The sequence below is a fragment of the Pseudomonas sp. CFBP13509 genome (assembly GCF_005233485.1).
GTDB lineage: Bacteria > Pseudomonadota > Gammaproteobacteria > Pseudomonadales > Pseudomonadaceae > Aquipseudomonas > Aquipseudomonas marginalis.
Map to the genome: position 1 here is coordinate 117,748 of NZ_QGAA01000015.1, position 24,792 is coordinate 142,539.

Genomic DNA, 24,792 nt, shown 5'->3' on the forward strand with positions numbered 1-24,792 from the left:
GCCTTTTTATTGATGTGTGTCAGCACAGGCCTTGGCGAGCCGCCTCATTCATCGCCTGCACGCGGTTAGTGACTTCCAGCTTGCCGTAGATATTGCGCAGGTGGAATTTGACGGTGGCTTCGGACGTGGCACGAATCTGGCTGATTTCCCAGACAGTCTTGCCCTCCGAGGCCCAGCGTAAGATCTCCAATTCCGCTGGAGTCAGGGGCTTACCGGACAGGCTCAGGCGTCTCCTGACAGCATTGGTTACGACACACGGCGGCGGACACGACTCCTCTGGGCCATTCATTACATCTCTCCTTTTATTGGCTGATGCCCTACCACCATTCGGATTCCTCCTATTGACAGGTGGCACAAACACTGGCGACGCAGAGAGTTACATAACGAATGGTTTCAGTGCGCATTGCCCTGGATAAACAGCCAAACCCTACGCGTAACTAAGCTTATTCCCACAACAACTTCCAACTCGCCGGGGTTGAAGATTCCAATTACCTGAGTTCAATCGTCCAAACCTGGGAAATGGCTGGCAACATCGTCGCCGGTGAACGTCGGTACACACCCCTGCGCGGTGTTGAACAAGTGCAGCATGACCAAGTGGGGGTTCTCGCCCATATCAAACCAGTGCGCCATGCCAGCCGGGATCACCAGCAGGTCGTTTTTCTCACAACGCACGGCATACACGTAGTCGCCAACATGCAGGTTGAACAAGCCCTGGCCGGCGATGAAAAAACGCACTTCGTCTTCGCTGTAGCGGCGTTCATCCAGGAACCGGGCACGCCATTCGGCTTTTTGCGGGTGGTCGCTGGTGACACTGAGCACCGCCACCGCACCGTAGCCGAGGGCATCGATCTGCGGCTGATAGGCGGCAATCATCTCAGCGTCGCTGGCGCCCCTCTCGATCAGGGCAGGCTGCCAGCGCTCGAACCGCACACCGTGCTCGGCCAGGGTAGCGGCGATGTCGTCGACATGGGTCAGGACCTTGTTCGGGGTATCCGGTGAAGCGACGGGGTAGACGGCGACATAACTCATTGAAGGGTTCCTTGGTTCTGCTCTTGCAATCGAAAACCGATGATAGCGGCCGCGGCCAGGGCGGCGACGCTGGCAATACTAAAGGTGAAGGTCGGCCCCAGCAGGTTCCAGCTGTAGCCGGAATACAGCGCACCCAGCGCACCGCCGGTGCCGGCCAGGGCGGCGTACAGCGCCTGGCCCTGGCCTTGTTGCTTATCGCCAAAACTGCGCTGCACAAAGGCAATCGCCGCCGCGTGAAAACTGCCGAACGTGGCAGCGTGCATCACCTGCGCCAGCAACAGTACCCACAGCAGTTCGGCAAACGAGCCCAGCAGCAGCCAGCGCAGGGCCGCCAGGAGGAAACTGGCCAGCAGCACCCGGCGTACCGAAAAACGCGTGAGGATGCGGCTCATGCCCAGGAACATCAGCACTTCCGCCACCACCCCCAGGGCCCACAGCATGCCGATCATGCCACGGCTATAGCCAAGGTGTTCCAGGTGCAGGGTCAGGAAGGTGTAATACGGGCCATGGCTCATTTGCATCAGCGCCACGCAGGCGTAAAACGCCAGTACGCCGGGGCTGCGCAGCTGTTTGAGGAAACCATCAGCGGCCAGGCGATTGCCGTGGCTGGCGGGCTGCGCATTCGGCACCCACAGGCTGGCACCGATGATGCCGGCCATGATCACCACGACCACCACCGGGTAGATATCCAGGCTCAGCCAGTCGAACAGGCGGCCCATGATCACCACGGTGAGGATAAAACCGATGGAGCCCCACAGGCGCACCTGGCTATAGCGCGCGGTCTGTTTTTGCAGGTGGGCCAGGGTGATCACTTCAAACTGCGGCAGCACCGCGTGCCAGAAGAACGCATGCAGGGCCATCACCAGGGCCAGCCAGGCGTAGGTGTGACTGACGAAGATCAGGGAAAAACTCAGCAGGGTGCACACCGCGCCGAAGCGCACGATAGCCAGGCGTCGGCCGCTGTAGTCGCCCAGCCAGCCCCACAGGTTGGGCGCCACGCAGCGCATCAGCATGGGGATGGCCACCAGCTCGCCGATGCGCGCGCTGGAGAACCCCAGGTGGTCGAAGTACAGCGCCAGGAACGGCGCCGTCGCCCCGAGCAGGGCGAAGTAGAACAGGTAGAAGCTGGAGAGGCGCCAGTACGGGAGGGCTGTCACCGCCGCGCCGTCACAGCTGGCCCAGCACCGGGGTACTCACGCGCACATCGGCATTTTGCCCGCGATTGCGCAACAGATGGTCCATCAACACGATGGCCATCATCGCTTCGGCAATCGGCGTGGCCCGGATGCCCACGCACGGGTCGTGACGGCCCTTGGTGATCACGTCCACCGGGTTGCCGTGTACATCGATCGAACGGCCCGGGGTGGTGATGCTCGAGGTGGCCTTGAGTGCCAGGTGCGCAACAATCGGCTGGCCGGAGGAAATACCGCCGAGGATGCCGCCCGCGTTGTTGCTGAGGAAACCTTCCGGCGTCAGTTCATCGCGGTGCTCGGTGCCACGCTGGGACACGCAGGCGAACCCGGCGCCGATTTCCACGCCTTTCACCGCATTGATGCTCATCAGCGCATGGGCCAGTTCGGCGTCGAGGCGATCGAAAATCGGCTCGCCCAGGCCCGGCTTGACGCCTTCGGCGACCACGGTGATCTTGGCGCCGACCGAATCCTGGTCGCGGCGCAGCTGGTCCATGTAGGCTTCCAGCTCCGGCACTTTGTCCGGGTCAGGGCAGAAAAAGGCGTTGTCTTCAACGCTGTCCCAGGTCTTGAACGGGATTTCAATCGGGCCCAACTGGCTCATGTAGCCACGGATGACGATGCCCTGGGTCGCCAGGTATTTCTTGGCGATGGCCCCGGCTGCCACGCGCATGGCCGTTTCGCGCGCCGAGCTGCGGCCGCCGCCACGGTAGTCGCGTTCGCCGTATTTATGGTGGTAGGTGTAGTCGGCATGGGCCGGGCGGAACAGATCCTTGATCGCCGAGTAGTCCTTGGACTTCTGGTCGGTGTTGCGAATCAGCAGGCCGATGGCGCACCCGGTGGTACGGCCTTCGAACACCCCGGAAAGGATCTCGACTTCATCGGGCTCCTGGCGCTGGGTGGTGTGGCGGCTGGTGCCGGGCTTGCGGCGGTCGAGGTCACGCTGCAGGTCTTCCAGGGACAGCTCGAGGCCGGGCGGGCAGCCGTCGACAATGGCGACCAACGCCGGGCCATGGCTTTCGCCCGCGGTGGTGACAGTGAACAGCTTGCCGAAGGTATTGCCGGACATGCAGGGCGCTCCGTGAAATCAGTTGAATCAAGTCAACCGTAATAACTTAAGGCGGCCAGTATACGCAGGCTAACCGACTAGTTCATCCTCGAAACCTTACCGGTAGACCTTGGTCCAACCGGCACCTTCCTCATGATGGCGCGATGATGCTGCGAGTTCTTCTGTTTACCCTGACCCTGTTTACCGCCGTGGCCGACGCCGCCTCCCCTGTCGTACTGCAACGCCCGATCAGCCTGGACACCGGCAGCGGCGAACTGTTTGGCTCGCTGCTGCTGCCGCAGTCCGATAAACCGGTGCCGGTGGTGTTGATCATCGCCGGCTCCGGCCCCACCGACCGCAACGGCAACAGCGCCGACGGCGCTCGCAATGACAGCCTCAAGCGCCTGGCCTGGGTGCTGGCCCGGCACAACATCGCCAGCGTGCGCTACGACAAGCGCGGTGTGGCCGCCAGCCTCGCCGCCACGCCCGACGAACGCAACCTGACCCTGGAGGCCTACGTGGCCGACGCGGTGGCCTGGGGCAAATTGCTCAAGGCCGACACACGCATGGGCCCGCTGATTGTGCTGGGTCACAGCGAAGGCGCGCTGGTGGCTGCACTGGCCGCACCGCAACTCGACCCGGCCGGGGTGATATCCCTGTCCGGCAGCGCCCGCCCGGTCGACCAGGTGATCCGCCAGCAACTGGCCGATCACCTGCCCCCTGCCCTGCTGCTGCGCAGCAATGAAATCCTCGATCACCTCAAGGCCGGCCAGGTGGATGCCGATGTGCCAGGCCCGCTGGAGGGCATTTTCCGACCCAGCGTGCAGCCGTATCTGATCAGCCTGTTTCGCGCCGACCCTTCAGCGGCGTTTGCAAAACTGCGCATGCCGGCATTGATCATCCAGGGCACCAACGATATTCAGGTCGGTGTGGGCGACGCCGAGCAACTCAAAAGGGCCAAGCCCGATGCCGAACTGGCGGTGATCGAAGGCATGAACCACGTGATGCGCATCGTGCCCAACGACGTAAAGCAACAATTGGCCTCCTACAATGACCCGCAATTGCCGCTCGCCGCTGAGCTGGGCACCCGCTTGGCAGGCTTTATCGACGGACTTCAACCCCGTTAAGCGACAATTTGCCTCCAGTCCTGCAAAAAGCGGCCGATAAGCCCAGAGTCGACAGCAAAAAGACTGTCGACTGGCAGGGCTTGGACAGGATCGCACCGCATGACAACCACTGAAGCAACACCGGAACCGACCGCCGACACCCCGGCTGAAAAAACCGAGGCTATCGACACGGCGGCGCCCCTGCCGTGGGCGGATGTTCAGGCCGAGCATTTCAAGATGCTGCGCCTGGCACCGCTGGCCACCGACCGCGCCACCGGCCTGCGGCCGCTGCGGTTCGTACAGTTCGGCTATGCCGAGCGCCATGACAAACACCACAGCCTGTTGCGCATGGTGATCCAATTACCGGGGCAGCGGGTGCGCCGCGAGCAGAACCATCTGGATATCTGGGTGGATCACGATAAACACCGCGTGCACTTCGGCCCGGGCAACAGCCTGGAAATCGAACCGGCCAACCGCGGCATCGGTCGCTTCCTGGTGGCCCAGGGCGCCGCGTGGGCGAAGAAAAAATGGTCAAGCTACCGCGTCGACGGCGTGGACCTGGCCAACAAGGACGCACTCAACGAAGCCACACGCCTGCGCCGCGATCACTTCCTGCGCGTCCAGGGTTTCGATGTGGCCTACGCCGATGTGCAGCACCTCAAAGGCAACGTGCAGCCGGGCAAGGTCAGCGATGTACTGGACAGTTGGAACACCGAGAAGGTGCAGTTCGTGGAGATCCTTGAAGCCGCGCAGATGCTGCAACAGGCCGAGCACAACCTGTTGGAGCAGGAAGTGAAACTGCGCAAGGAAGAAGAAAAGGTCACCAAGTTCAAGCGTGAGGACAGCGGGTTGCGCTTTACCATCACCTGCCTGGTGGCGTTCACCGTGTTTCAGGCGGGGCTGTTGATCTGGATTGCCACGCACCGCTAGCCGGCTGGAAAGCCATCGAAATGCGGGAGGGGCCTGCCCCTAATGCCAGTCAGTTAAGGCTTTTTGTAGGAGCGAGCTTGCTCGCGAAAAACTCACAGGCGCCGCGCTCATTCAGGAAGCACGCGTTATCGTTGACGTTTTTCGCGAGCAAGCTCGCTCCTACAGGAGGCGATGTACGCTTAACTGACTGGCATTAGGGCTTGCCCCCTCCCACATTTTCTACCCTAAGGTTGGTTAAACCCGAGCGGCGAAGATTGCCTGGTGTTCCCGGCACTGTTCGGCCGTGAGCATGAACACCCCATGCCCACCCCGCTGGAAATCCAGCCAGGCGAAGTCCACTTCCGGGTACAGCGCGTCAACATGCACTTGGCTGTTGCCCACCTCGACAATCAGCAAACCCTTCTCGGTCAGGTGGTCCGCCGCCTCGGCCAGCATGCGTCGCACCAGGTTCAGGCCATCGTCGCCGCAGGCCAGGCCCAGCTCCGGCTCGTGCTGGTATTCGTCCGGCATGTCGGCAAAGTCTTCGGCATCCACATACGGCGGGTTCGACACGATCAGGTCAAAGCGCTGGCCCGGCAGGCCGTCGAAACCGTCGCCCTGCACGGTGTACACGCGCTCGTCGACACCATGGCGCTCGATATTCTGGTTGGCCACCTCCAGGGCTTCGAAGGACAGGTCGCCGAGTACCACTTCGGCGTCCTGGAACTCGTAGGCGCAGGCAATGCCGATGCAACCGGAGCCGGTGCACAGGTCGAGGATGCGCGCCGGCGGTTGGGCCAACCAAGGCTCGAAGCGGTTTTCGATCAACTCGCCGATGGGTGAACGCGGGATCAGCACGCGCTCGTCAACGATAAACGACATGCCACAGAACCACGCCTCTTTCAACAGGTAGGCCGTGGGCACCCGCTCATGAATACGGCGATGCAACAAACGCTGTACGTGAGAGATTTCCTCTTCTTCCAGGTTGCAATCGAGGTAGCTGTCGGCAATTTCCCATGGCAGGTGCAAAGCGCCGAGCACCAACTGCCGGGCTTCGTCCCAGGCATTGTCGGTGCCATGGCCAAAAAACAGGTCTTCCCCATGGAAACGGCTGACGGCCCAACGGATGTGGTCGCGCAAGGTGCGCAGGCGAGATGTGATCACGGGGGGCAGACTCCTGGAAAAAACGACTGGCGATTCTAACAGCCTTCGCCTGTACCGACGATGTACGAAAAGCTGTTGCCATACGTCGGATTTCATCCAAATCGCCATCATTCGGTTAAACATCGCCGCCACTTGACATGGCTGCACGCCAGCAACGGCGTACCTTACGATAGTAGCGATTCACAGAACCGCTCAGCCAGTGGACAATGACGCAAAAGCCCCCCTCACAGGAGCCCCAGAATGTCCGTTCCAAAGACGATGTTTCAACTCAGCGGTCGTGGTTACGCAGCTGCCAACCTTGGCCATGCGACCCTCGTGATCATCGACGCTCAAAAGGAATACCTCAGTGGCCCGCTCGCCCTCTCCGGCATGGACGCGGCGGTCGGCAATATCAAGCAACTGGTCGCCGCCGCGCGCAACGCCGGGCGCCCGATCGTGCACGTGCGCCACCTGGGTACCGTGGGCGGCCTGTTTGACCCCCAGGGCGAGCGCGGTGAGTTCATCCCCGGCCTCGAACCTCAAGGTGACGAAACCATCATCGGCAAGCTGCTGCCCAGCGCCTTCCACGGCACCGGCCTGGAAAAACACCTGCAGGACCTCGGTTCCCTGGACCTGATCGTCTGCGGCTTCATGAGCCACTCCAGCGTCAGCACCACCGTGCGTGCCGCGAAGAACCTGGGCTTTCGCTGCACCCTGGTGGAAGACGCCTGCGCCACCCGCGACCTGCCTTACAAAGGTGGCATCCTGAGCGCCGAGCATGTGCAGCAGACCGAGATGGCCATCATGGCTGACAATTTTGCCACTCTCGCACTGACTAAAGACCTGATCTGATCGCCCTTCGGGTGAGCGGTGCGGCCTGTTGAAGGTCCCGCTCATCCGCAAAGCCCTCTCATTTGGCGCATTTACCTCGGGTACAGGAACAACCTGTGTATCTTCCGGTCGAAGGGCCGATACCCTGGAGGAAAGGTCGGAATGAAGATATCCGATGGTTTTGACGCTCGTCGCTTGCGCCCCAAGGGCCCGAGCAACTGGCGTCTGCGCCTGGTGGCCGGCATTGCCGCGCTGCTGGCGGTAGTAGGTTTGCTGTTGACCGGCGCTGGTGGCGCCGGTTTGTTTGGCCACTCGCCGGCCCTTGGCGAACTGAATGCCAGCCCTGGCGGCTCGGCGATTCTGTTGGGGATCGGGCTGCTGGTGCTGTGGCTGGGCGTGTGGCTGTGGCGCCGCAGCCGTCGGAAGATGCGCCAGCCGTTGTCACTGAACATCGCCTCGCACCTGATGAAAAAGCACGACTGATGGCGCTTGGATAGCGTTTCCTGCGCCCCGGCCGCCGCGATTTAGGTAAACTGCCCGCCCTTCGCGGAGGCTGACATGCAAGACGACGATTTTTCCCTGTTCAAAAACGAGCTGCGCGGCGTCAAGCCGATCAAGCACGACCGCGCCGACACCGGCAAACCCAAGGCCGACCGCGCACAGATCGCCAAGCTGCGCCAGGCTGCTACCGTGCGCACCGATGCCACCACCGTGGATGGCCTGTCAGACCAGTTCGTGATCGACGTCGGCCCCGAAGACGAGCTGATGTGGGCCCGCGACGGCGTACAGGAAAGCCAGATGCGCAAGCTCAAGGCCGGTCAGATCCCGTTCGAAGGCAGCCTCGACCTGCACGGCATGAACGTGGAAAAAGCCCGGGAAACCCTGTGGGCCTTCCTCGCCGAAGCCACCAAGTTCGAAATTCGCTGCGTGCGCGTCACCCATGGCAAGGCGGTGCGCTTGGACGGCAAGCGGCCGATGATCAAGAGCCACGTCAACACCTGGCTGCGCCAGCATGCCCAGGTGCTCGGCTTTACCTCGTGCCAGGCCCGTCATGGGGGCGCGGGTGCGGTGTATGTGATGCTCAAGCGCACGATGATGGAAGGGCGCGACGAGTAAGTAATAAAAAGCCCAGCAATTGAGCTGGGCTATTGTGGTATTGCCAGTAACGTCAGTTGTCGAGAAGCTCTTTCGCTTTTTTCTCTTTCGCCAGCGAGATCACTGCCTTTTGCATGGTGATCGCAGTATCGGCTGCGCTTCTGTAAACAGCACGTTTTTCTTCTACCGAACCACTTCGAAAAAAATCTGACATGGTGGTGGATGAATATTTTTCTACAACTTCCGTAATTTCGCCTTTCACAAGGCTACTCCGGTCAAAATTTGCTCAAGTTGATCAGGATGGTAGGGCTGTATAACGAGTTCGTCAATTTCCTCAGCCGATAGGTCGATGCCGATGTATGACTCCCCGCCATCAGTGTCCTTGATGAGCACATCGACTTGAAGACGCCCCAGAAACTCACGCCAGCTCAGGCTTCTGGTAGACGTAGATAACCTGTGCAGACCGGTTTTCCTTATCAAGGGCGCGCTGGATATTTTTCCGAGCCACGGCAAAGTTGGCCAGCGTTCCGTCCAACAGGAAAGACTGGCGCTGCTGATAAACGAGGTCGACAGTCCTCTCCACCATAGCAGTTACGCCACGTTGAAAAAGACTGGAGTTTGCGCCTGTGTAATCAGGAAAGTATTCCCTGAAGTCATCGGGGTCGATTCGCAATGCACTGGATCCCCCTCCTCCATCAAGCGAATAAATGATTTGGACACTTCTGTCTTGCCGGCGCCAGGCGAGCCCGCCATAAACACTGAAACCGGATAATTTTCACCTGGGTACTTAGTCAGGCAGGCAAGTTCACGGGCAATGCGGGTCCGATTTGCTTTGGCAAAGATCAGGGCGCGCTCAGAAATACTTCGCTCCAGCGGGGTCATCACGTCCTCCTCGACGGAGGCCGACTCTAACATCGGTATCGTCCGGGAATACAACTGTCGGCGCACCTACGCTACTATGTGCGCCACATCACCCGCCGCTGTCGCGCGCCGGGCAGCGCTTCACATTGGTACAGGCATACACCGTACCGTTCTGAAACCCATACGGAAACAGTCCTGTGACATTGGAACAAAACTACACCGCGATCCTCGGCCAACTCGGCGAGGACGTCTCCCGCGAGGGCCTGCTCGACACGCCCAAGCGTGCCGCCAAGGCGATGCAGTACCTTTGCCGCGGCTATGAACAGACACTCGAAGAAGTCACCAACGGTGCCTTGTTCAGCTCCGACAACAGCGAAATGGTGCTGGTCAAGGACATCGAGCTGTACTCGCTGTGCGAACACCACCTGCTGCCGTTTATCGGCAAGGCGCATGTGGCGTATATCCCAAGCGGCAAAGTGCTGGGCCTGTCGAAGGTCGCGCGGATTGTCGACATGTATGCGCGCCGCCTGCAGATCCAGGAAAACCTCAGCCGCCAGATCGCCGACGCGGTGATGCAAGTGACCGGCGCCTTGGGCGTGGCCGTGGTGATCGAAGCCAAGCACATGTGCATGATGATGCGCGGAGTGGAGAAACAGAATTCGTCGATGATCACGTCGGTGATGCTGGGTGAGTTCCGCGAAAACGCGGCCACCCGCAGTGAATTCCTCAGCCTGATCAAGTAACAGGCTGCGTAGGAAAAGACCGGCGTTCATCGCCGGTTTTTTTTCGCCTGCAGAATTAAGGTAAGCTGCGGCCCCTTCTTCATGGGCAAGAGGTTTCAGCCATGTTCGTCAAAGCACTTCGAGTGGGCCTCGGCCACGTCATCATCGCCGGCGACTTACTTACCCGTCCGCGCAAAAAGCAGCGCCCTGCCGAACAACAGGCACAGGTGAACGCAGCGGCCAAGGACCTGACCCTGTATCAATTCCACGCCTGCCCGTTCTGCGTGAAGACCCGCCGCACCCTGCACCGCCTGAATGTGCCGGTGGCGCTGAAGGATGCGAAGAACAACGAGCAGGACCGCCAGACCCTGCTGGAGCAAGGCGGCAAGATCAAAGTGCCGTGCCTGCGTATCGAAGAGAATGGCCAGACCACCTGGATGTATGACTCCAAGGTGATCATCGATTACCTGGACAAGCGTTTCGCTGCGGTCTGACAGACCTGCTGAGATCCAATGTGGGAGGGAGTTTGCCCCCCCCACATTCAGTTCGGTGTTGGCAAATCCAGGTCCAGCTCCAGCAACGCCGAGCCGAGGCACTTGCCATGGGCATCCAGTGCCAGCGAGCGGGTTACGCCGCCGCGCAATATCCCCGGCAGTACGAAGTTCAGCGCCTGCACATTCGGCAGTTCATAGCGCCGCACCGGGGCAGCGTAAGGCTCCAGCAGGCCGGCAAAAAAGTCGGCCACGCGCTCGGCGGTAAGCTGTTCACACAACAGCAGATAATCCTCGGCTCGGTAAGCAATGATCGAAATGTTCGAGGTGTCGCCCTTATCGCCGGTACGGGAATGGGCCAGCGTGTGCAGTTTCATGCTTCGATCCTCGGGTTGACCGCGTCACGGGGCAGCAGCAATGACGCCACCGCCACCACCTGCCGTACGCTCTTGCTGGCACCGCCGCCGCCGGACGGGCCGTTGGTGTAGAGGGTTTCCACTTCATTGCCGACCCGCACCGCTTCACTGCGGTCTTCACAGCGGGCCGCCACGCGCAGGCGCACTTCCCAGGGCTCTACGCTGCTGCGCGGACCGTGCAGCGAGTCCATGCCGATCAGTTCGGCGCGTACGTCCTGCATCTTCACACCCATCAGTTGCAAACGCTTGAGTACGACATCCCGCGCCAACTGCGCCCGTGCTACCGCGCCGGGGCCGCCGTAGGACATCTGCCCTTCGCCAATCCAGCCATCCAGGTAACCGACGCTCACCTTCAACTGCTCGGGCCGTGCGCGGCCAGCAGCACCGTGGGCACGCACCCGATCAACGCCCTCCTCGTCAAACCCCACCTGGGAAAAATCGGCGGTCACGTCCGGGGTGAGATACGCCGCAGGATCATGCACTTCGTAGATCAATTGCTCGGTGCAGGTGGCGCGACTGACCCGCCCACCGGAGCCTGCAACCTTGGTGATCACGGCCTCACCCTCAGCATCGATTTCAGCCAACGGGAAACCCAGGCGTGCGAGGTCATCCACATCCTTGAAACCGGGATCGGCAAAATAGCCGCCGCTGACCTGCCCGGCACACTCCAGCAGATGCCCGACCAACGTGCCGCGCCCCAGGCGCTGCCAGTCGTCCATCGCCCAGCCGAATTCAAACACCTGCGGGGCGAGGAACAGCGACGGGTCGGCCACCCGCCCGGTGATCACCACATCGGCGTCGGCGCGCAAGGCATCAAGAATGCCGTCGACGCCCAGGTAGGCATTCGCGGAAATCAGTCGCGCGCCCAGTGAACCCAGGGTTCGGCCGTTATCCAGTACCTGCTCGGGGCGCAAGACGTCCAGCACGTCATCGCCGACCACCGCCACCACCTTGAGGCCCAGGCCCAGCTCATGGGCAATCCGCCGCACTTCGAGCGCCGCCGACACCGGGTTGGCCGCGCCCATATTGGTGATCACCCGCAGGCGACGGCGCCCCTCATGCTGGCCGACAAAGGGCAACACCCGGCGCATGCGCTCGCTGAGCAGCGGGTCATACCCCCCCTGCGGGTCACTGATTCGCGCCTGTTGCGCCAAAGCGATGGTGCGTTCGGCCAGGCACTCGAACACCAGGTAATCCAGGTCGCCCAGCTCGGCCAGTTCCACGGCAGGTTCGATGCGGTCGCCGGAGTAGCCGGCGCCGGAACCGATGCGCAAGGTTTTCATTTCAAATCACTCCCAAGAGCAACGCCGTCAGGGTCATCAACACCGACGCGGCAAACAGAAAAGGGATGGTGAAGCGCTGGTGATCGGCCAATTCGATCTTGCACAGGCCCACCAACAGGAAGGTCGCCGGGGTCAGCGGGCTGACCGGGAAACCGGTGGTGTGCACGCCCAGTAACGACGCCTGGGCCACTTGCAGCGGGTCGACGCCCAGGGCCTTGCCGACTTCGGCGATCACCGGCATCACGCCGAAATAATAGGAATCGGGGTCGAACAGCATGCTCAGCGGCATGGACAAAAAGCCCACCACCGCCGGAATCAACTTGCCGTGGCCCGCCGGAATCTGCGCCACCGCCACTTCAGCGATGGCCTTGAGCATGCCGGTGCCTTGCATGATGCCGGTGAACACCCCGGCGGCGAGCAGGATACTGGCCATGGTCAGGGCGGTTTTCGCATGGGCATCAATGCGTGCGCGTTGGGCGTCCACGTTCGGGTAGTTGATGCACAGCGCTACCACGGTGCCGAGCATGAACATCACCACCGGGTCGACCCAGCCGGCGATCATCACCACCATGACCAGCACGGTCAGGATCAGGTTGACCCAGAACAGGCGGGGGCGGCGCAGCTTGATGTCGTCGTCGCTGAGCACCCGTTGCGGCACGGCGTCCACGCTGGAGCCGGCGCCCAGGCCGAGGCGTTTTTCTTCTCGCCGGCCGAGCCACCAGGCGCAGGCGAAGACGAACATCAGGCCGACGATCTGCACCGGGATCAGTGGCTGGAACAGGTCCGCCACCGGCACGTGCAAGGCCGCCGAAGAGCGCAACACCGGGCCGGTCCACGGCAGGAAATTGACCCCGGCGGCCATCGCGCAGACACAGGCGAGGATGCGTTTGTCGATGCCCAGCCGCGTATATAACGGCAGCATCGCCGGCACCGTCACCAGAAAGGTCACGGCACCGGAACCGTCCAGGTGCACCAACAGGGCGAGGGTCGCAGTCCCAACGACAATCCGTGTAGGACGTGTCCCTACCGTGCGCAGGATGCGATCAATGATGGGATCGAGCATACCGGCATCGGTCATGATCCCGAAAAACAGGATCGCGAACACGAACATGCCCACCACGGGGGCGACGTTCTTGATGCCGGTAATGATGAAGGCGCTGGTTTGCAGGCCGAATCCACCGAGCAGCGCGGCGATGATCGGCAAGGCGATCAGAGCCACCAGTGGCGAAAGGCGTTTGCTCATGACGGCAGCGAGCAGGCACAGGATGGTAATGACACCCAGGGTTGCGAGCATGGGTTACTCCAGAGCGGCCTTGGTGGCCGGTTATTGTTTTCCCTGAAGTATTGGAAGCGCGTTACTCTTTGTAAATTGGAATGTTCAGCCAGTCATGTTCGTAAAAACAAAACGCTAGAGAACAACAACAATGAAAAATTCGATCCAGCACATTCAGGCGTTCCTTGCGGTGGCCCGCACCGGCAGCTTTATCAAGGCCGCCCATGAGCTGCATCTTTCGCCTTCGGCACTCACCGTGCAGGTGCAACAACTGGAAGACTGGCTCGGCGTCGCCCTGCTCGACCGCAGCCCCCGGCATGTGAGCATCACCGCTGCCGGCCAGGACGCGCGCGGGCCGATGGAAAAACTGCTGCTGGACCTGGACAACATCGTCACCGGCTCCCGCGACCTCGCGGCCTTGCGCCGTGGTGTGGTCACCCTCGCGGCCCTGCCGTCGGTCTGCGCCGGCGCCCTGCCCCCGGCCTTGCGCCTGTTTCGCGAGCGTTTTGCCGGGATCGAAGTGCGCCTGCAGGACCTGGTGGCCCATCGCATTCATGCCCAGGTCCGCGCAGGCGAAGTGGATTTCGGTATTGGCGTACGGGCGCGGCTAAGCCATGGCCTGGAGTTCGTGCCGGTGCTGAATGATCGATTGTGTGCGTTCGTCCCCCTGGATCACCCCCTCGCCCACCATCGCCAATTGACCCTGGAGCAACTGGCGGACCAGCCGATCATCCTCACCGGCCGCGACAGCAGCGTACGCGAGCAAGTGGATGCGCTGTTCGATGAGACGCGGCTGACGATGAACGCCGGGATGGAGGCCAACTACATGTCGACGGTGCTGGCGCTGGTGCGTCAGGGCCTGGGGATCAGCGTACTGCCGGAGTCGGCTGCGGACAGTCTGGAGGGGTTGAAGCGCATCCACATCGATCATCCCGGGGTGAACCGCGAGATCGGCTTGATCAGTCGTAGCGGGATGGGATTGAGCCCGGCGGCACAGCGCTGTTTCGACCTGCTGAACGATGAATTATCTGGCACGGCATCGAGCTGAATGTGGGAGGGGGCAAGTCGAATCGTCGCACCGCCCTCCCACATTTTTTCACCGCGGTGATCAGTCGAGCATGCCCACATGCCTGGGATGGCTGGCCACGCGCTTCAACCAGGCCTGCACGGCCGGGTAAGGCGTCAGGTCAAACCCACCTTCATGGGCCACATGGGTGTAGGCATACAGCGCAATATCGGCAATCGAATACTGCTCGCCCACCAGGTATGGCGTGGTTTGCAGCTGACGCTCCATGACCTTCAGGGCCTTGTAACCGCGCTTGTGGGTGGTCTTGTATTCCTCCAGGCGATCTTCCGGCATGTTCAGGTAGAACTGGATAAACCGCGCCACCGCAATGTAAGGCTCGTGGCTGTACTGCTCGAAGAACTGCCACTGCAGCACTTGTGTGCGCAGGCGCGGTTCGGTGGGCAGGAATTCGCTGCCATCGGCAAGGAAGTTGAGGATCGCGTTGGACTCCCACAGGCAGGTGCCGTCTTCCAGTTCCAGCACCGGGATCTTGCCGTTGGGGTTCTTGGCCAGGAATTCAGGGGTCTCGGTATCGCCGTTGAGGATGTCGATATCCACCCATTGATACGGGATGCCCAGCAGGTTGAGCATCAATTTGACCTTGTAGCAGTTGCCCGACTTGTAATCGCCATAAACCTTGTACATGGGGCTCCCCTTATGCCGCTTGCGCGTGCTGTGCTTGACGGACCACCGCGGCCAGGCGTTTGAGCCCTTCGTCCAGGCGGGCCGGGTCGATATGGCTGAAATTGAGTCGCAGTGAGCCTAAATGCTGGTCCGGCTCGGAAAAGAACGGTTCACCGGGCATGAACGCGACGTCCTGATCGAGCGCAGGTGCCAACAAGGTGCGGGTATCGAGCGGCTGTTTCAAGGTCAGCCAGAAGAATAATCCGCCCTGGGGCACTTGCCAGTCGGCCAGATCGGCGAAGTGACGCGCCAGCGCAGCCTGGAATGCGTCGCGGCGCTCACGGTAGAAACCGCGCAGTTCCACCAGGTGCTGCTGGTATTTCTGCGTGCCGATCCACTGCATGGCCTGCCACTGGCCGACGCGATTGGTGTGCAGGTCCGCCGATTGCTTGAGCTTGAGCAGGTGCGGGAACAGGTCCGGGCTGGCGATCAGGTAACCCACGCGCAGGCCGGGCAGCAGGGTCTTGGAGACCGTGCCGGTGTAGATCCAGCTGGCTTTTTTCAAGCGGCCGACGATGGGCTGCGCACTGCCGCCGTCGAAGGTCAGCTCGCGATAGGGTTCGTCTTCGATCAGGGTCACGCCGAACTCATCGAGCAAGGCGGCGACGGCCTCGCGCTTGGCTTCGCTGTAACGCACGGCCGAAGGGTTCTGGAACGTCGGGATCAGGTAGACGAATGCTGGGCGATGGCGCTCGAGGTTGGCGCGCAGGCTGGTCAGGTCGGGACCATCGACTTCCAGTTGCACGGTAAGGCAGTCGGCGCCGAACAGCTGGAAGATCTGTAGGGCGGCCAGGTAGGTCGGCCCCTCCAGCAGGATCCTGGTGCCTTTGTCGATATACAGCTTGGCCGCCAGGTCCAGGGTTTGCTGGGAACCGCTGACCACCAGCACCTGGCTGGCCTGGCACGGCACACCCAACGCACGTGCCTCGGCGGCGAGCAGTTCACGCAACTGCGGCTCGCCTTCGCTCATGCCGTATTGGCCGATGTTCAGCGGCATATCATCCCAGTCCAGCGCCGGCAGCATGGCTTCGGCCGGCAGGCCACCGGCAAACGACATCACTTCCGGGCGCTGGGCGGCCGCGAGGATTTCACGGATCAAGGAGCTTTTGAGGCGAGTAACACGTTCAGAGAAGGCCATAAGGTCACCGCTAGCGAAGCCTGTTGGAAATACGTCAAACTGGTTGACCGAAATTACGACAGCTTGAGTGGATACGTCAATATGCTTGACCTTAAAAACCAAAGCAGCCAGCAACAAGCCATGGAAGCGTTCTTCTTCGGTTACCAGGCGTTCACTGCCAAGGCCGATGAAATGCTTGAGCGCCGTGGGCTGAGCCGGGTGCATCAGCGCATCGTGTTTTTTATCGCACGCTACCCGGCGTTGAGCGTCAAGGAACTGCTGGAATTGCTCGGTGTGAGCAAGCAGGCGCTGAACATGCCCTTGCGCCAATTGCAGGAGATGCACCTGGTGGACAGCGTTGCGTCCGAGACCGACAAGCGCAAACGCCTGTTGGAATTGACCGAAGAAGGCCAGCGTTTCGAGCAATCGCTGCGCCGTGAACAGGTGAAGTTGTTGCAGCGCGCCTTCGCCGAAGCGGGCGAAGAAGCGGTAAACGGTTGGCTCGCAGTCAACCAGGCACTTGCAGGCCAGCCTTGATCCTCGGTGGCGCCCTGGCTTTGCCTTTCATCCTTTTCACGCAGAAAATAGAAAACATTATTTGCTTTCTTTGTATACAAAAGCATAATTCGCTTCGTGCGAGTTCCTGACCTATTGGTCAACAAAACCCGCCAGTACCTCACAGCGCCCCGCGCTGGACATAACAATAAAATGCTTGAGGAGTACTCGCTGTGGATAGCCGCAAATCCGAAGCCTCGCCGCTGGACCTTGCCCCCTCACAGAACGGCTGGCTCGAACGCCTGTTCAAACTGCGCCTACATGGCACCACAGTGAAGACCGAGCTGATCGCCGGGCTCACCACCTTCATCACCATGGCCTACATCATCTTCGTCAACCCCAACATCATGGCCGACGCCGGTATCGATCACGGCGCGGCGTTTGTCGCCACCTGCATCGCCGCCGCGCTGGGGTGCCTGTTGATGGGGCTGTACGCCAACTGGCCGGTGGGCCTGGCGCCGGGCATGGGCCTGAATGCGTTTTTCACCTACACCGTGGTCGGCACCATGGGCTACCACTGGGAAACCGCGCTGGGTGCGGTGTTTATTTCCGGCGTGCTGTTCATGGGCCTGACCCTTTCGAGGGTGCGCGAATGGCTGCTCAACAGCATTCCGGTGAGCCTGCGCCACGCCATGGGCGCCGGCGTCGGACTGTTCCTCGGGGTGATCGGCCTGAAAACCGCCGGCATCATCGTCGACAGCCCGGCCACGCTGATCAAGCTCGGTTCACTGCACGAGCCAGCGCCACTGCTGGCGGCGGTGTGTTTCCTGCTGATCGCCATCCTCAGCTACCACCGGGTGTTCGGCGCGATCCTCATCAGCATCATCGCCGTGACCCTGGCCGGCTGGTCCCTCGACCTGGTGCACTACAACGGCATTCTCTCCACGCCACCGAGCCTGGCGCCGACCTGGATGGCCATGGACATAAAAGGTGTATTCAATGTCAGCATGATCAGCGTGGTATTTGCTTTCCTGTTTGTGCACATGTTTGACACTGCGGGTACACTGATGGGCGTTGCGCAACGCGCCGGGCTGGTCAACGCCGACGGCAAGATCGATAACCTGTCCCGCGCCCTCAAGGCCGACAGCGCTTCCAGTGTGTTCGGTGCCATGGTGGGCGTGCCGCCGGTGACCAGCTACGTGGAAAGCGCTGCCGGTGTGGCCGCAGGCGGCCGTACCGGGTTGACGGCGGTGACGGTCGGCGTGTTGTTTGTGGCGGCCATGTTCTTCGCACCGTTGGCGGGCATGATCCCGGCGTATGCCACCGCCGGCGCGCTGATCTATGTGGCGATGCTGATGATGGCGAGCATGGCCCATATCAACTGGGATGAGGCCACCGACAGCATCCCGGCGATTGTCACCGCGATCATGATGCCGTTGACCTTCTCGGTCGCCGACGGTATCGCCCTGGGCTTTATCACTTATGTGGCGCTCAAGGCCGGCACCGGTAAGTACCGCGAGATTTCCGTAAGCCTGTGGGTGTTGTGCGCGATCTTTATCGCCAAGTTCGTCTTTCTATAGAAAAGGAGCATGCAATGAGTCTGGAAACCTGGCTGCTGTTCAGCGGCGCTGCGCTGGTGGTGATCCTGATCCCGGGGCCGCTGTCGTTGCTGATGATCAGCAACAGCCTGAACTACGGCCTGCGCCGCTCGTACCCGGCATTTCTCGGCGGGGTGATTGCCTCGATCTGCCTGTTGAGCGCGTCGGCCCTGGGTCTGGGCGCATTGCTGCTCGCTTCGGAACAACTCTTCAGCGCGTTGAAGATCGTCGGCGCGCTCTATTTGTTCTACCTCGCCTGGCAGAGCTGGCAGCAATCGCGCCAGCCGTCCCACGGCGCGACCGTCCCGGAGGCGGCGCCGGTGCCGCGTTTTCGCGCGCTGTTCGGCCGCGCCTTCGTGCTGGGCGCCAGCAACCCCAAGGACATCCTGTTTTTTGCCGCGTTCCTGCCGCAGTTCCTCAGCAGCCAGCAGCCGTTCCTGCCGCAGTTGCTGATAATGATCGCCACCTGGACCGTGCTCGACCTGTTGTGCAAGCTGGCCTACGGCCTGGGTGCCCACGGTGCCGCGCGCTACCTGCGCAGCGGCAAAGGCCAGAGCTGGTTCAACCGCATCAGCGCCGGGCTGTTCAGTGGTGCGGGCGCGGCCTCGCTATTGAGCCGCTGAGCCTGCCAGCCCCGGCGCGGGTGCGTCGGGGTCAGTCCAACCCGGCCACGCGGCTGAAAAACACCGTGAACGTCGACCCGCGCGTGTCCTGCTGAATGCCCCCCACCAGCCGGACCAGGCGACGTTCTTTGATGGCCTTCTTGACGGTTTCGTATTGCACACTGCGTTGGCTGCCCCGGCTGGCGAGCTTGCGGTCGAACCACACGTCAGATAACTGCAAGATCCTATTGGACGACAACGGAATGCTGCTCGAATCCGTCCAACGCGTAAGGATGAAATATACGTTGTTGGATTTAGGGTGCGTGACGATAAAGTTGTTCAAGTCGCCGCGATTGCCCTTGGGCACCGTTTCCAGGTGAAACCCCTGACGCTCCAACACCTGCCTGACTGCATTCTGAGCAACGATGATCTTGCTTGAGGCCGGCGCTGTGCGCTTGTCCAGCAGACGCGGCTCCAGCCTAAAAGGCACCAGGAAGTCCACCCGCTCAAACCCAGGCCCTAAGCCATCTACGCTGATATTCACACTGAACTTGCCCTCTAACTCGATCGGCCGGAGCATTTTCAGCAAGTCATCGGTGTACCCCGCCGCTCGCGGCACGGCGGGCAGCCAATCGTCGAGCGTGGTGCGCAGGTTCAACAACCGCGTCGCTGTCATCGAGCGGCTGCTGTCGGCCACTTCCACCAGACGCTGCACGGCGAAACGCCGACTCCCCTGGGTCAGGCCTGGAAAAACAGCCCCGACCGACTCCGCCAAGGGGCGATTGAACAGGGGTTGATGAGGCGTCCAGCGGCCGTCTGCGCCATAGACGAAGGGAATGGGCTGTTCACCCAGACTGACGCCCAACCAGCGGTCAAGGTCATCCATTGCGTTATGGGCCAGGGCCCTGGGGCTTTTTACAAAGATCACATCATGGGGCGCGTGCAGGCCACCGGGCACTATCTCGAAGTAGTTCTCCCCCAGCTTCACGGCATCGAAAGGCGCCTCGCCATACACCCGGTACAAGCGTTTGGACGCCGACAACACCTGCGGCGAGACTCCGGGCACCTCGTGCCCCCAGGCCTGCCAATAGCTCTCGGTCAACACCGGCTGGCTGCGTACGCGCTCCGCCGTCGGGCGTGAGCGAACAGCCCAGAACGTGCCGGGTGCAGGCCGCTCCCAGGGCCGGAACAACGCCGTACTGGGCCCCGGCTGCGGTTCGGGAGCATCGGCGCCCAGCAGCCACTGTCGAGGTTCGTCGATCTGCAGCAGCCATTCATTTTCTCCTGGGCGTTGTCGGTTTTTCAGACGCAAAGCAGACTCACCCGGCCGACGATAAACGGGATAGTGGTCCCTGCCGTCCACCACAAATTGTTCGCCATCCTTGAGGTAGCTGCCTTTGTTGCGCCCGCCTAGCGCGATGCCATCGCCTGCTGCGCTCGGACTGCGGTAGCCTTCCAAGCCCTTGAACCGTTTGGCGGGCAATGAGGTACGCATGAAAAAACTGCCGCCGGCCGCCAAGTGCTGCTGACGATGCAGCCTTTGCAAGACCCGGCTCATATTGGGCGCCTGCGGCTTGGCGCCGGCTCGGGAACCCCGCACGGGGAGCAACGTCATGGCCACTTCGAGCACGAACATATGCACGCTGGTCACCAACTCGAAAATTCCTTCAGGTGAATGCTGCTGATGAAGCCGCCGCGCAGCCAATAACACTTCATACAGCTTGATCCCCAACCCCAGCACCGGCACGAATGACAACAGCCCTCGCCACCGTGCATCGGCCTGCTCGCCGAGACGCCACGCGCGGTACACCTTCAATTCGTCATCGGAGTTGCACTGGCTATAAGCCTGGCGTTGCGCCGTCAATACGCGGGAGTGGGCGAGTAGCTCAAGCAGGTGATTGCCCTCGGTGGGAGTGATGCCTAACCAATTGTCTGGGGAATGAGTGCGCTGCTCGTCAATTTCCGCCTCAATCGCACTCAAGTCTTTGGCCGGAAACACTCGACTGCGGTTAAACCAGCGCGCCAGATGAAACACGTCGGAACCCAGGGCATAACGGAGCAGCCCTTCCATCCAACCGACCTCAACACGCAGGTCGTTCGGGTACCCCGCGAGGCCATCAGCCTCCCACCCCGGGGCAACCCCTTGGGCCAGCGCAGCCTTTGCGCCCGGCGTCGAGGCCAGCCCAATCAACGCCGTGCGGGCCTCTGCCAGGCCGCTGTATTCGGTAATGCTCGGTTGTTCAGGGCTGTCAGGCCAATAGAGCACGCAGCGATCATCCACCTCGTCAATGATCACCACCACGCCGGCGATATGCCGTGGCGCCGGCAGTGTCAGCGCCTCCAGCCTGACCGTGCACAACTGCACGCTGTGGCCGTCACGCTCAAGATCGGCACGGCTCTGCGCCGCCAATGCCAGCGCGAACAAACGCTGGCCGGGCGCGCTCAGGCCACTGTTGGCGGCGCTGAACAGATGCCACTGCGCCGCCTGCTTGAACGCACGCAGCAATGCTGGTCGCAGGGTCTGTGGATCGTCGCTGTGGGGGTCGCCATAAAACGCCTGGCGAATCTGTTGGGCATAGCGCTGTGCGAGGTCCAGCCTCGATAGCGTGGCCAGCAAGTAGTCGGGGCTGAGGCGATCCTTCCAGGCTGGCTGCAGATAATGGGCCTTCTGCAGCCGCCAACGTGCCCAGGGCGCTTTCGCATCAAGGTTATGCAACGCCAATTGCAACAGGCTGTAGGTCTGCCGCTCCTGGCTGACCACGATTTTCGCGCCGGACTCCCCCACCGCCCGCTCTGGATGCCCCACCCAATGGGCGCTGACATCATCGGGCATGTCCAACAGCGGCTGGTCAATATCCAACCCAGGGTAAAAACCGTCATCTTGCAGCCGCTTGATCAACGCGTCGCGGGCAAACACCGTCAGTGCCGGCAAACGCTCGAATACGCCTGACTCCAGCGCCTGCCAACTGCGCAGGGATGACGCCTGTAGGCGCCGATAACGCTTGCGCGGCCAAGCCTGCGCGGTCTCCAGCCAGGCTGGAAGCCGCTTGCGCTCGGCAGCGGCAAGCCGCAGTAGTTGCACGCTGGCGAGGGCCTGTTCAAACGCCTCGCAAGGTGGCACCTGCAGACTGTTGACCGCCTCATCCGCCAGCGCCAGCCTGGCGAACGACGGATCACTGACTTCGCTGAACACGGGCTCGCCGGCTGCCAACAGATGGTCGAGCTGATTGAAACCCTTAATCTGCTCTTTGATCGCCAGCAGCAAGCCGTCGCCGTCGATCTGCGGATACTCGACGCTCACCGGCTCGTCGACCTTCAACGCTCGGACCTTGGCCAGGACGGCACTGCGCTGGGTGCGATGCAGACAATCCCACAGCGGCGAACGGTCGATCGCCTTGAAGCTGGCGCTGAGTGCTTCGGACAACCTTGCCAGCGATGCAAACGCCTGAAGCCCTCCCTGCCGTCCAGGCACATACAACATCACCGGTTGCTGGACGGCCTCAGCCGTGCAGATAACCAGCGCGCCCAGCAGGCGCTGGTGTTCAATCACAACCCCCGTTACCCACGTGGCGCCGGGCTTGACCATGCCCTGCGCGACCTGTTGCTGCTGGCCCTCGCTGATCAATTTAAGGTGGCACTGCAACCGTGCCTCGCTCTCGAGCGCGCCGCGCCGGGCCCGCAATAACAGGACGCCCCTGGGCGGTTGCCCCGCGACTTTTCGACTCCAGAAATCCAGGTCGCCAAGGCTTGCTTCATGCGCCTCCAGCATCGCCAATGCCTGGGATTGATGGGTTTGCCATTGCTGATGCAGCACCTGCATCTGCGCCCAGGCTGGGGTCTCTTGGCTGGCATCGGCAGGGTCCAGCAGCGCCAACAAGCCTTGCTCATAACGCGCCACCGTCTGTTCACAGGCACCCTTGGGCAGCTCGCGGGCCAGGCTGGCAAAGTGGATGTGATCACGACATCGGTGTGCGTCCCAGCCCAGCAAAGTCTCCAGCGCTCGATGCAAGGACGGACGCAGCGGGATCAACTGCCGCCGCTGCCGCTCAACCGTGCGTAAGCGCTCGACGAGGCTGCCGTGGGTACCGCGGATGGCGTCCCGGGGAAACAACAAGGCCAGGTTGACCTGCGCCACGGTGTCCCATTCGTTTTGCCATTGGGTGGCGAGTAAAGCGTCGGCGGCCTGTTGCAGTGCATCGTCTTCAATGGGGTCTGCCGGCTGCAGGCTGAACCCGGGAAATTCAGCAACGAACAGGTCCGGCACCGCGTGTCGTTGACGCAGCGGCAAACGCTGCCACCAGCCGTCCAGGTAGCGACTGACCAATGCCGGCAACGCCTCCTGCAATTGGACCAAGGAGCCGAATTCGTGAAATCCCTGGGCCAACCCCGGTAGAAAAATCACTTGGCGCTGATGACGCTGGCCCGCACGGTACAGGTGCAACCCGCCGCTCAAGGCCACGGGCGTCGCGCCTTTCAGTGGCCAGTACAGCGACGATACGTTCAAGCTCGCCCAGTCGCCGCCCGCCCGTTGGCGCGCTTCGGCCGTCGGCGCGTCGAGCAGGCTTTGCACCATGTCCAGGCCATGATCCGACAACTCGAACACGCCATGGGCGAGTACGGCCTGGCTCGCAAGAAAGGCCTGATACAACTCATGCCAGCGGGCTCGCCTTGATCGCCATGAGTCTGCGGCCAGGCCGTCCCAGTAGCGGGCCATTACGGTGTCGAAGCGACCGGGCCAGTCCGGCCCTAAGGCTTGGCTCAGCGCCTGCCCGGCCCGATCATCCGGGACGGGGGCCGGGGGCGTCTGCTGCCGCGCCGCCAGTAGCCCAAGGCTGGCCTCAACCAAGTCCCGCGTGTGGGGCATGCCCTCAAGCGCCAGGGGCACCTTGAGCAACTGGGTGTCGGGGTCGACACCGAATGCGTCGCGCAAGGCCTGGCGAATGATCGAGCCAATCCGTGGCGCACGGTCGAGCAACTGCCCAAGGCCCTTGGCCGTGACCTCGCAGCGCAGGCCCGCATTGTGCAGTTCATTGATGACCCGGCTCGGTTGCGCCGTTGCGTTGATACGCCGGGTCAACCCGGCTCTGATGGGGTCCAACTGATTGTCCGTTACCGTGCTCATATCGCCTCCCTGTATATGGAAGGAAAAGGCTAGGCAACGGACGGACCACTGCGGCGCTACATAGTTGAGCGCAAAACCGGCAGGCAAAAAAAAGCCCGCAGTGTGCGCGGGCGAAACCAACGAAGAGCTTTGGGGGTGTGAAGCGAGGTGACGACTCAGCTACCGCGATAGGTGGAGTAGCTGTAGGGCGAAATCAGCAGGGGCACATGGTAGTGATCCTGTTCGGCGCTGATGCCGAAGCGCAATACCACCACATCCAGGAAGGCCGGCTCCGGCAATTGCACGCCACGGGCGCGGTAGTAGTCGCCGGCGCTGAATTGCAATTGGTAAACACCGCTGCGGTAGTCATCACCTTGCAGTAACGGCGCGTCGCAGCGGCCATCGCTGTTGGTCAGCGCAGTGGCGACCAGTTCCAGCTGCGCGCCGTCGACGCGGTACAGCTCAACCTGGATGGCGCTGCCGGGGCAGCCGTGGGCTGCGTCGAGTACGTGTGTCGTCAGTCGTCCCATGGGGCGGGCTCCCTTGCATGAAGTGAAATAGGCTGCACCTTTACGGGGCATCAAAAAGCCGCTGATGGGCCGATTAAGACACTTTTAATAAAAATTGTACACAATAAAAATCACAAAGTTTCGCACACGCTGCGACGTCTCGATCCTCAACGGAATTTCCCAGCAAGCCTTGCTTTTAAAAGACCTTTTGTCCGTTTACTGA

26 protein-coding genes are annotated in these 24,792 nt (G+C 61.6%); 11 read left to right on the forward strand and 15 right to left on the reverse strand.

Annotated elements, in window-relative coordinates; all coding sequences use genetic code 11:
• Positions 1-19 precede the first annotated feature (19 nt).
• The 4 genes from PspCFBP13509_RS23140 to aroC all read right to left on the reverse strand — a co-directional run bounded on the left by PspCFBP13509_RS23140 (position 20) and on the right by aroC (position 3,288).
• On the reverse strand, positions 20-289 hold the full coding sequence (locus tag PspCFBP13509_RS23140) for a response regulator transcription factor (protein WP_065926621.1): 270 nt from the start codon (positions 287-289) through the stop codon (positions 20-22).
• Between the two features lie 209 nt (positions 290-498).
• Positions 499-1,029, reverse strand: a complete 531-nt coding sequence (locus PspCFBP13509_RS23145; protein WP_065926620.1) for a 1,2-dihydroxy-3-keto-5-methylthiopentene dioxygenase — start codon at positions 1,027-1,029, stop codon at positions 499-501.
• Positions 1,026-2,186, reverse strand: coding sequence for an MFS transporter (locus PspCFBP13509_RS23150; protein ID WP_074847386.1), 1,161 nt, complete (start codon positions 2,184-2,186; stop codon positions 1,026-1,028). Before PspCFBP13509_RS23150 ends, PspCFBP13509_RS23145 begins: the two co-directional genes overlap by 4 nt.
• Positions 2,187-2,196: 10 nt before the next feature.
• Entirely contained in the window at positions 2,197-3,288 is a 1,092-nt protein-coding gene (gene aroC, locus PspCFBP13509_RS23155) for a chorismate synthase (protein ID WP_027603936.1), read from the reverse strand.
• 143 nt (positions 3,289-3,431) lie between these two features.
• On the opposite strand from aroC, the gene PspCFBP13509_RS23160 reads away from it, so the two are divergent.
• Entirely contained in the window at positions 3,432-4,394 is a 963-nt protein-coding gene (locus PspCFBP13509_RS23160) for an alpha/beta hydrolase (protein WP_065948606.1), read from the forward strand.
• Positions 4,395-4,493: 99 nt separating this feature from the next.
• Positions 4,494-5,303 (forward strand): hypothetical protein, encoded by an 810-nt coding sequence (locus PspCFBP13509_RS23165; RefSeq protein ID WP_027603934.1) that lies wholly within the window; start codon positions 4,494-4,496, stop codon positions 5,301-5,303.
• 234 nt (positions 5,304-5,537) lie between these two features.
• Here the strand turns inward: PspCFBP13509_RS23165 and prmB are convergent, their stop codons facing one another.
• A complete protein-coding gene (prmB, locus tag PspCFBP13509_RS23170; protein ID WP_065926617.1) occupies positions 5,538-6,446 on the reverse strand; it encodes a 50S ribosomal protein L3 N(5)-glutamine methyltransferase in 909 nt (302 codons plus the stop codon).
• Positions 6,447-6,686: 240 nt separating this feature from the next.
• Here prmB and PspCFBP13509_RS23175 point away from each other — a divergent pair, with 240 nt between their 5' ends.
• The 3 genes from PspCFBP13509_RS23175 (at position 6,687) to PspCFBP13509_RS23185 (ending at position 8,372) form a co-directional block, all read left to right on the forward strand.
• Entirely contained in the window at positions 6,687-7,277 is a 591-nt protein-coding gene (locus PspCFBP13509_RS23175) for a cysteine hydrolase family protein (RefSeq protein ID WP_065926616.1), read from the forward strand.
• Positions 7,278-7,418: 141 nt separating this feature from the next.
• Positions 7,419-7,739, forward strand: a complete 321-nt coding sequence (locus PspCFBP13509_RS23180) for a hypothetical protein (RefSeq protein ID WP_027603931.1) — start codon at positions 7,419-7,421, stop codon at positions 7,737-7,739.
• A 75-nt stretch (positions 7,740-7,814) separates the two neighbouring features.
• Entirely contained in the window at positions 7,815-8,372 is a 558-nt protein-coding gene (locus PspCFBP13509_RS23185) for a Smr/MutS family protein (protein ID WP_016976371.1), read from the forward strand.
• A 52-nt stretch (positions 8,373-8,424) separates the two neighbouring features.
• Here the strand turns inward: PspCFBP13509_RS23185 and PspCFBP13509_RS23190 are convergent, their stop codons facing one another.
• From PspCFBP13509_RS23190 to PspCFBP13509_RS31825, 3 genes are all read right to left on the reverse strand, one after another.
• Positions 8,425-8,613 carry a hypothetical protein gene (locus PspCFBP13509_RS23190; protein WP_137212755.1) on the reverse strand — a complete coding sequence of 63 codons (189 nt, stop codon included), beginning with the start codon at positions 8,611-8,613 and terminating at the stop codon, positions 8,425-8,427.
• Between the two features lie 156 nt (positions 8,614-8,769).
• Positions 8,770-9,024: a zeta toxin family protein gene (locus PspCFBP13509_RS31820; RefSeq protein WP_242001094.1), complete on the reverse strand. Its 255-nt coding sequence runs from the start codon at positions 9,022-9,024 to the stop codon at positions 8,770-8,772.
• Positions 8,943-9,233 (reverse strand): zeta toxin family protein, encoded by a 291-nt coding sequence (locus tag PspCFBP13509_RS31825; RefSeq protein ID WP_242001095.1) that lies wholly within the window; start codon positions 9,231-9,233, stop codon positions 8,943-8,945. The genes PspCFBP13509_RS31820 and PspCFBP13509_RS31825 overlap by 82 nt, the downstream gene beginning before the upstream one ends.
• Before the next feature lie 176 nt (positions 9,234-9,409).
• On the opposite strand from PspCFBP13509_RS31825, the gene folE reads away from it, so the two are divergent.
• Both folE and PspCFBP13509_RS23205 read left to right on the forward strand, forming a co-directional pair.
• Positions 9,410-9,955 carry a GTP cyclohydrolase I FolE gene (folE, locus tag PspCFBP13509_RS23200; protein WP_019826593.1) on the forward strand — a complete coding sequence of 182 codons (546 nt, stop codon included), beginning with the start codon at positions 9,410-9,412 and terminating at the stop codon, positions 9,953-9,955.
• Positions 9,956-10,056: 101 nt separating this feature from the next.
• Entirely contained in the window at positions 10,057-10,428 is a 372-nt protein-coding gene (locus tag PspCFBP13509_RS23205; protein WP_065926614.1) for a glutathione S-transferase N-terminal domain-containing protein, read from the forward strand.
• Positions 10,429-10,475: 47 nt separating this feature from the next.
• On the opposite strand, the gene PspCFBP13509_RS23210 is transcribed toward PspCFBP13509_RS23205, so the two are convergent.
• Genes PspCFBP13509_RS23210 through PspCFBP13509_RS23220 form a run of 3 tightly spaced genes read right to left on the reverse strand, consistent with a single transcriptional unit; the run spans position 10,476 to position 13,418 of the window.
• Complete coding sequence (locus tag PspCFBP13509_RS23210; RefSeq protein ID WP_065926613.1) at positions 10,476-10,802, reverse strand: AtuA-related protein; 327 nt, start codon at positions 10,800-10,802, stop codon at positions 10,476-10,478.
• On the reverse strand, positions 10,799-12,124 hold the full coding sequence (locus tag PspCFBP13509_RS23215) for an acyclic terpene utilization AtuA family protein (protein ID WP_065948607.1): 1,326 nt from the start codon (positions 12,122-12,124) through the stop codon (positions 10,799-10,801). Before PspCFBP13509_RS23215 ends, PspCFBP13509_RS23210 begins: the two co-directional genes overlap by 4 nt.
• A 1-nt stretch (position 12,125) precedes the next feature.
• Positions 12,126-13,418, reverse strand: a complete 1,293-nt coding sequence (locus PspCFBP13509_RS23220; RefSeq protein WP_065926611.1) for a CitMHS family transporter — start codon at positions 13,416-13,418, stop codon at positions 12,126-12,128.
• Between the two features lie 130 nt (positions 13,419-13,548).
• On the opposite strand from PspCFBP13509_RS23220, the gene PspCFBP13509_RS23225 reads away from it, so the two are divergent.
• On the forward strand, positions 13,549-14,445 hold the full coding sequence (locus PspCFBP13509_RS23225; protein ID WP_065926610.1) for a LysR family transcriptional regulator: 897 nt from the start codon (positions 13,549-13,551) through the stop codon (positions 14,443-14,445).
• Positions 14,446-14,505: 60 nt separating this feature from the next.
• On the opposite strand, the gene PspCFBP13509_RS23230 is transcribed toward PspCFBP13509_RS23225, so the two are convergent.
• Both PspCFBP13509_RS23230 and PspCFBP13509_RS23235 read right to left on the reverse strand, forming a co-directional pair.
• Complete coding sequence (locus tag PspCFBP13509_RS23230; protein WP_065926609.1) at positions 14,506-15,108, reverse strand: glutathione S-transferase family protein; 603 nt, start codon at positions 15,106-15,108, stop codon at positions 14,506-14,508.
• A 10-nt stretch (positions 15,109-15,118) separates the two neighbouring features.
• On the reverse strand, positions 15,119-16,285 hold the full coding sequence (locus tag PspCFBP13509_RS23235) for an aminotransferase-like domain-containing protein (RefSeq protein WP_065926608.1): 1,167 nt from the start codon (positions 16,283-16,285) through the stop codon (positions 15,119-15,121).
• 81 nt (positions 16,286-16,366) lie between these two features.
• On the opposite strand from PspCFBP13509_RS23235, the gene PspCFBP13509_RS23240 reads away from it, so the two are divergent.
• The 3 genes from PspCFBP13509_RS23240 to PspCFBP13509_RS23250 all read left to right on the forward strand — a co-directional run bounded on the left by PspCFBP13509_RS23240 (position 16,367) and on the right by PspCFBP13509_RS23250 (position 18,980).
• Positions 16,367-16,801 (forward strand): MarR family winged helix-turn-helix transcriptional regulator, encoded by a 435-nt coding sequence (locus PspCFBP13509_RS23240; RefSeq protein ID WP_065926607.1) that lies wholly within the window; start codon positions 16,367-16,369, stop codon positions 16,799-16,801.
• Positions 16,802-16,992: 191 nt separating this feature from the next.
• The gene (locus PspCFBP13509_RS23245; RefSeq protein WP_065926606.1) at positions 16,993-18,339 is read left to right on the forward strand and encodes an NCS2 family permease; all 1,347 of its coding nucleotides are present in this window, start codon (positions 16,993-16,995) and stop codon (positions 18,337-18,339) included.
• A gap of 14 nt (positions 18,340-18,353) precedes the next feature.
• Positions 18,354-18,980: a LysE family translocator gene (locus PspCFBP13509_RS23250; protein WP_065926605.1), complete on the forward strand. Its 627-nt coding sequence runs from the start codon at positions 18,354-18,356 to the stop codon at positions 18,978-18,980.
• Between the two features lie 31 nt (positions 18,981-19,011).
• Here PspCFBP13509_RS23250 and PspCFBP13509_RS23255 read toward each other — a convergent pair whose 3' ends face one another.
• Entirely contained in the window at positions 19,012-24,081 is a 5,070-nt protein-coding gene (locus PspCFBP13509_RS23255) for a dermonecrotic toxin domain-containing protein (RefSeq protein WP_137212756.1), read from the reverse strand.
• A gap of 155 nt (positions 24,082-24,236) precedes the next feature.
• Positions 24,237-24,590: a hydroxyisourate hydrolase gene (uraH, locus tag PspCFBP13509_RS23260; RefSeq protein WP_065927242.1), complete on the reverse strand. Its 354-nt coding sequence runs from the start codon at positions 24,588-24,590 to the stop codon at positions 24,237-24,239.
• Positions 24,591-24,792 lie beyond the last annotated feature (202 nt).

What these genes read in the sequence shown, in the direction of transcription:
- PspCFBP13509_RS23230 (WP_065926609.1), bottom strand. Translation starts at nt 15,108, where the DNA reads ATGTACAAGGTTTATGGCGATTACAAGTCGGGCAACTGCTACAAGGTC.
- PspCFBP13509_RS23255 (WP_137212756.1), bottom strand. Translation starts at nt 24,081, where the DNA reads ATGAGCACGGTAACGGACAATCAGTTGGACCCCATCAGAGCCGGGTTG.
- PspCFBP13509_RS23180 (WP_027603931.1), top strand. Translation starts at nt 7,419, where the DNA reads ATGAAGATATCCGATGGTTTTGACGCTCGTCGCTTGCGCCCCAAGGGC.
- PspCFBP13509_RS23185 (WP_016976371.1), top strand. Translation starts at nt 7,815, where the DNA reads ATGCAAGACGACGATTTTTCCCTGTTCAAAAACGAGCTGCGCGGCGTC.
- PspCFBP13509_RS23250 (WP_065926605.1), top strand. Translation starts at nt 18,354, where the DNA reads ATGAGTCTGGAAACCTGGCTGCTGTTCAGCGGCGCTGCGCTGGTGGTG.
- PspCFBP13509_RS23205 (WP_065926614.1), top strand. Translation starts at nt 10,057, where the DNA reads ATGTTCGTCAAAGCACTTCGAGTGGGCCTCGGCCACGTCATCATCGCC.
- uraH (WP_065927242.1), bottom strand. Translation starts at nt 24,590, where the DNA reads ATGGGACGACTGACGACACACGTACTCGACGCAGCCCACGGCTGCCCC.
- PspCFBP13509_RS23220 (WP_065926611.1), bottom strand. Translation starts at nt 13,418, where the DNA reads ATGCTCGCAACCCTGGGTGTCATTACCATCCTGTGCCTGCTCGCTGCC.
- PspCFBP13509_RS23175 (WP_065926616.1), top strand. Translation starts at nt 6,687, where the DNA reads ATGTCCGTTCCAAAGACGATGTTTCAACTCAGCGGTCGTGGTTACGCA.
- PspCFBP13509_RS23240 (WP_065926607.1), top strand. Translation starts at nt 16,367, where the DNA reads ATGCTTGACCTTAAAAACCAAAGCAGCCAGCAACAAGCCATGGAAGCG.
- PspCFBP13509_RS23145 (WP_065926620.1), bottom strand. Translation starts at nt 1,029, where the DNA reads ATGAGTTATGTCGCCGTCTACCCCGTCGCTTCACCGGATACCCCGAAC.
- PspCFBP13509_RS23225 (WP_065926610.1), top strand. Translation starts at nt 13,549, where the DNA reads ATGAAAAATTCGATCCAGCACATTCAGGCGTTCCTTGCGGTGGCCCGC.
- PspCFBP13509_RS31825 (WP_242001095.1), bottom strand. Translation starts at nt 9,233, where the DNA reads ATGACCCCGCTGGAGCGAAGTATTTCTGAGCGCGCCCTGATCTTTGCC.
- PspCFBP13509_RS23160 (WP_065948606.1), top strand. Translation starts at nt 3,432, where the DNA reads ATGATGCTGCGAGTTCTTCTGTTTACCCTGACCCTGTTTACCGCCGTG.
- aroC (WP_027603936.1), bottom strand. Translation starts at nt 3,288, where the DNA reads ATGTCCGGCAATACCTTCGGCAAGCTGTTCACTGTCACCACCGCGGGC.
- PspCFBP13509_RS23215 (WP_065948607.1), bottom strand. Translation starts at nt 12,124, where the DNA reads ATGAAAACCTTGCGCATCGGTTCCGGCGCCGGCTACTCCGGCGACCGC.
- PspCFBP13509_RS23165 (WP_027603934.1), top strand. Translation starts at nt 4,494, where the DNA reads ATGACAACCACTGAAGCAACACCGGAACCGACCGCCGACACCCCGGCT.
- PspCFBP13509_RS23140 (WP_065926621.1), bottom strand. Translation starts at nt 289, where the DNA reads ATGAATGGCCCAGAGGAGTCGTGTCCGCCGCCGTGTGTCGTAACCAAT.
- PspCFBP13509_RS23210 (WP_065926613.1), bottom strand. Translation starts at nt 10,802, where the DNA reads ATGAAACTGCACACGCTGGCCCATTCCCGTACCGGCGATAAGGGCGAC.
- PspCFBP13509_RS23235 (WP_065926608.1), bottom strand. Translation starts at nt 16,285, where the DNA reads ATGGCCTTCTCTGAACGTGTTACTCGCCTCAAAAGCTCCTTGATCCGT.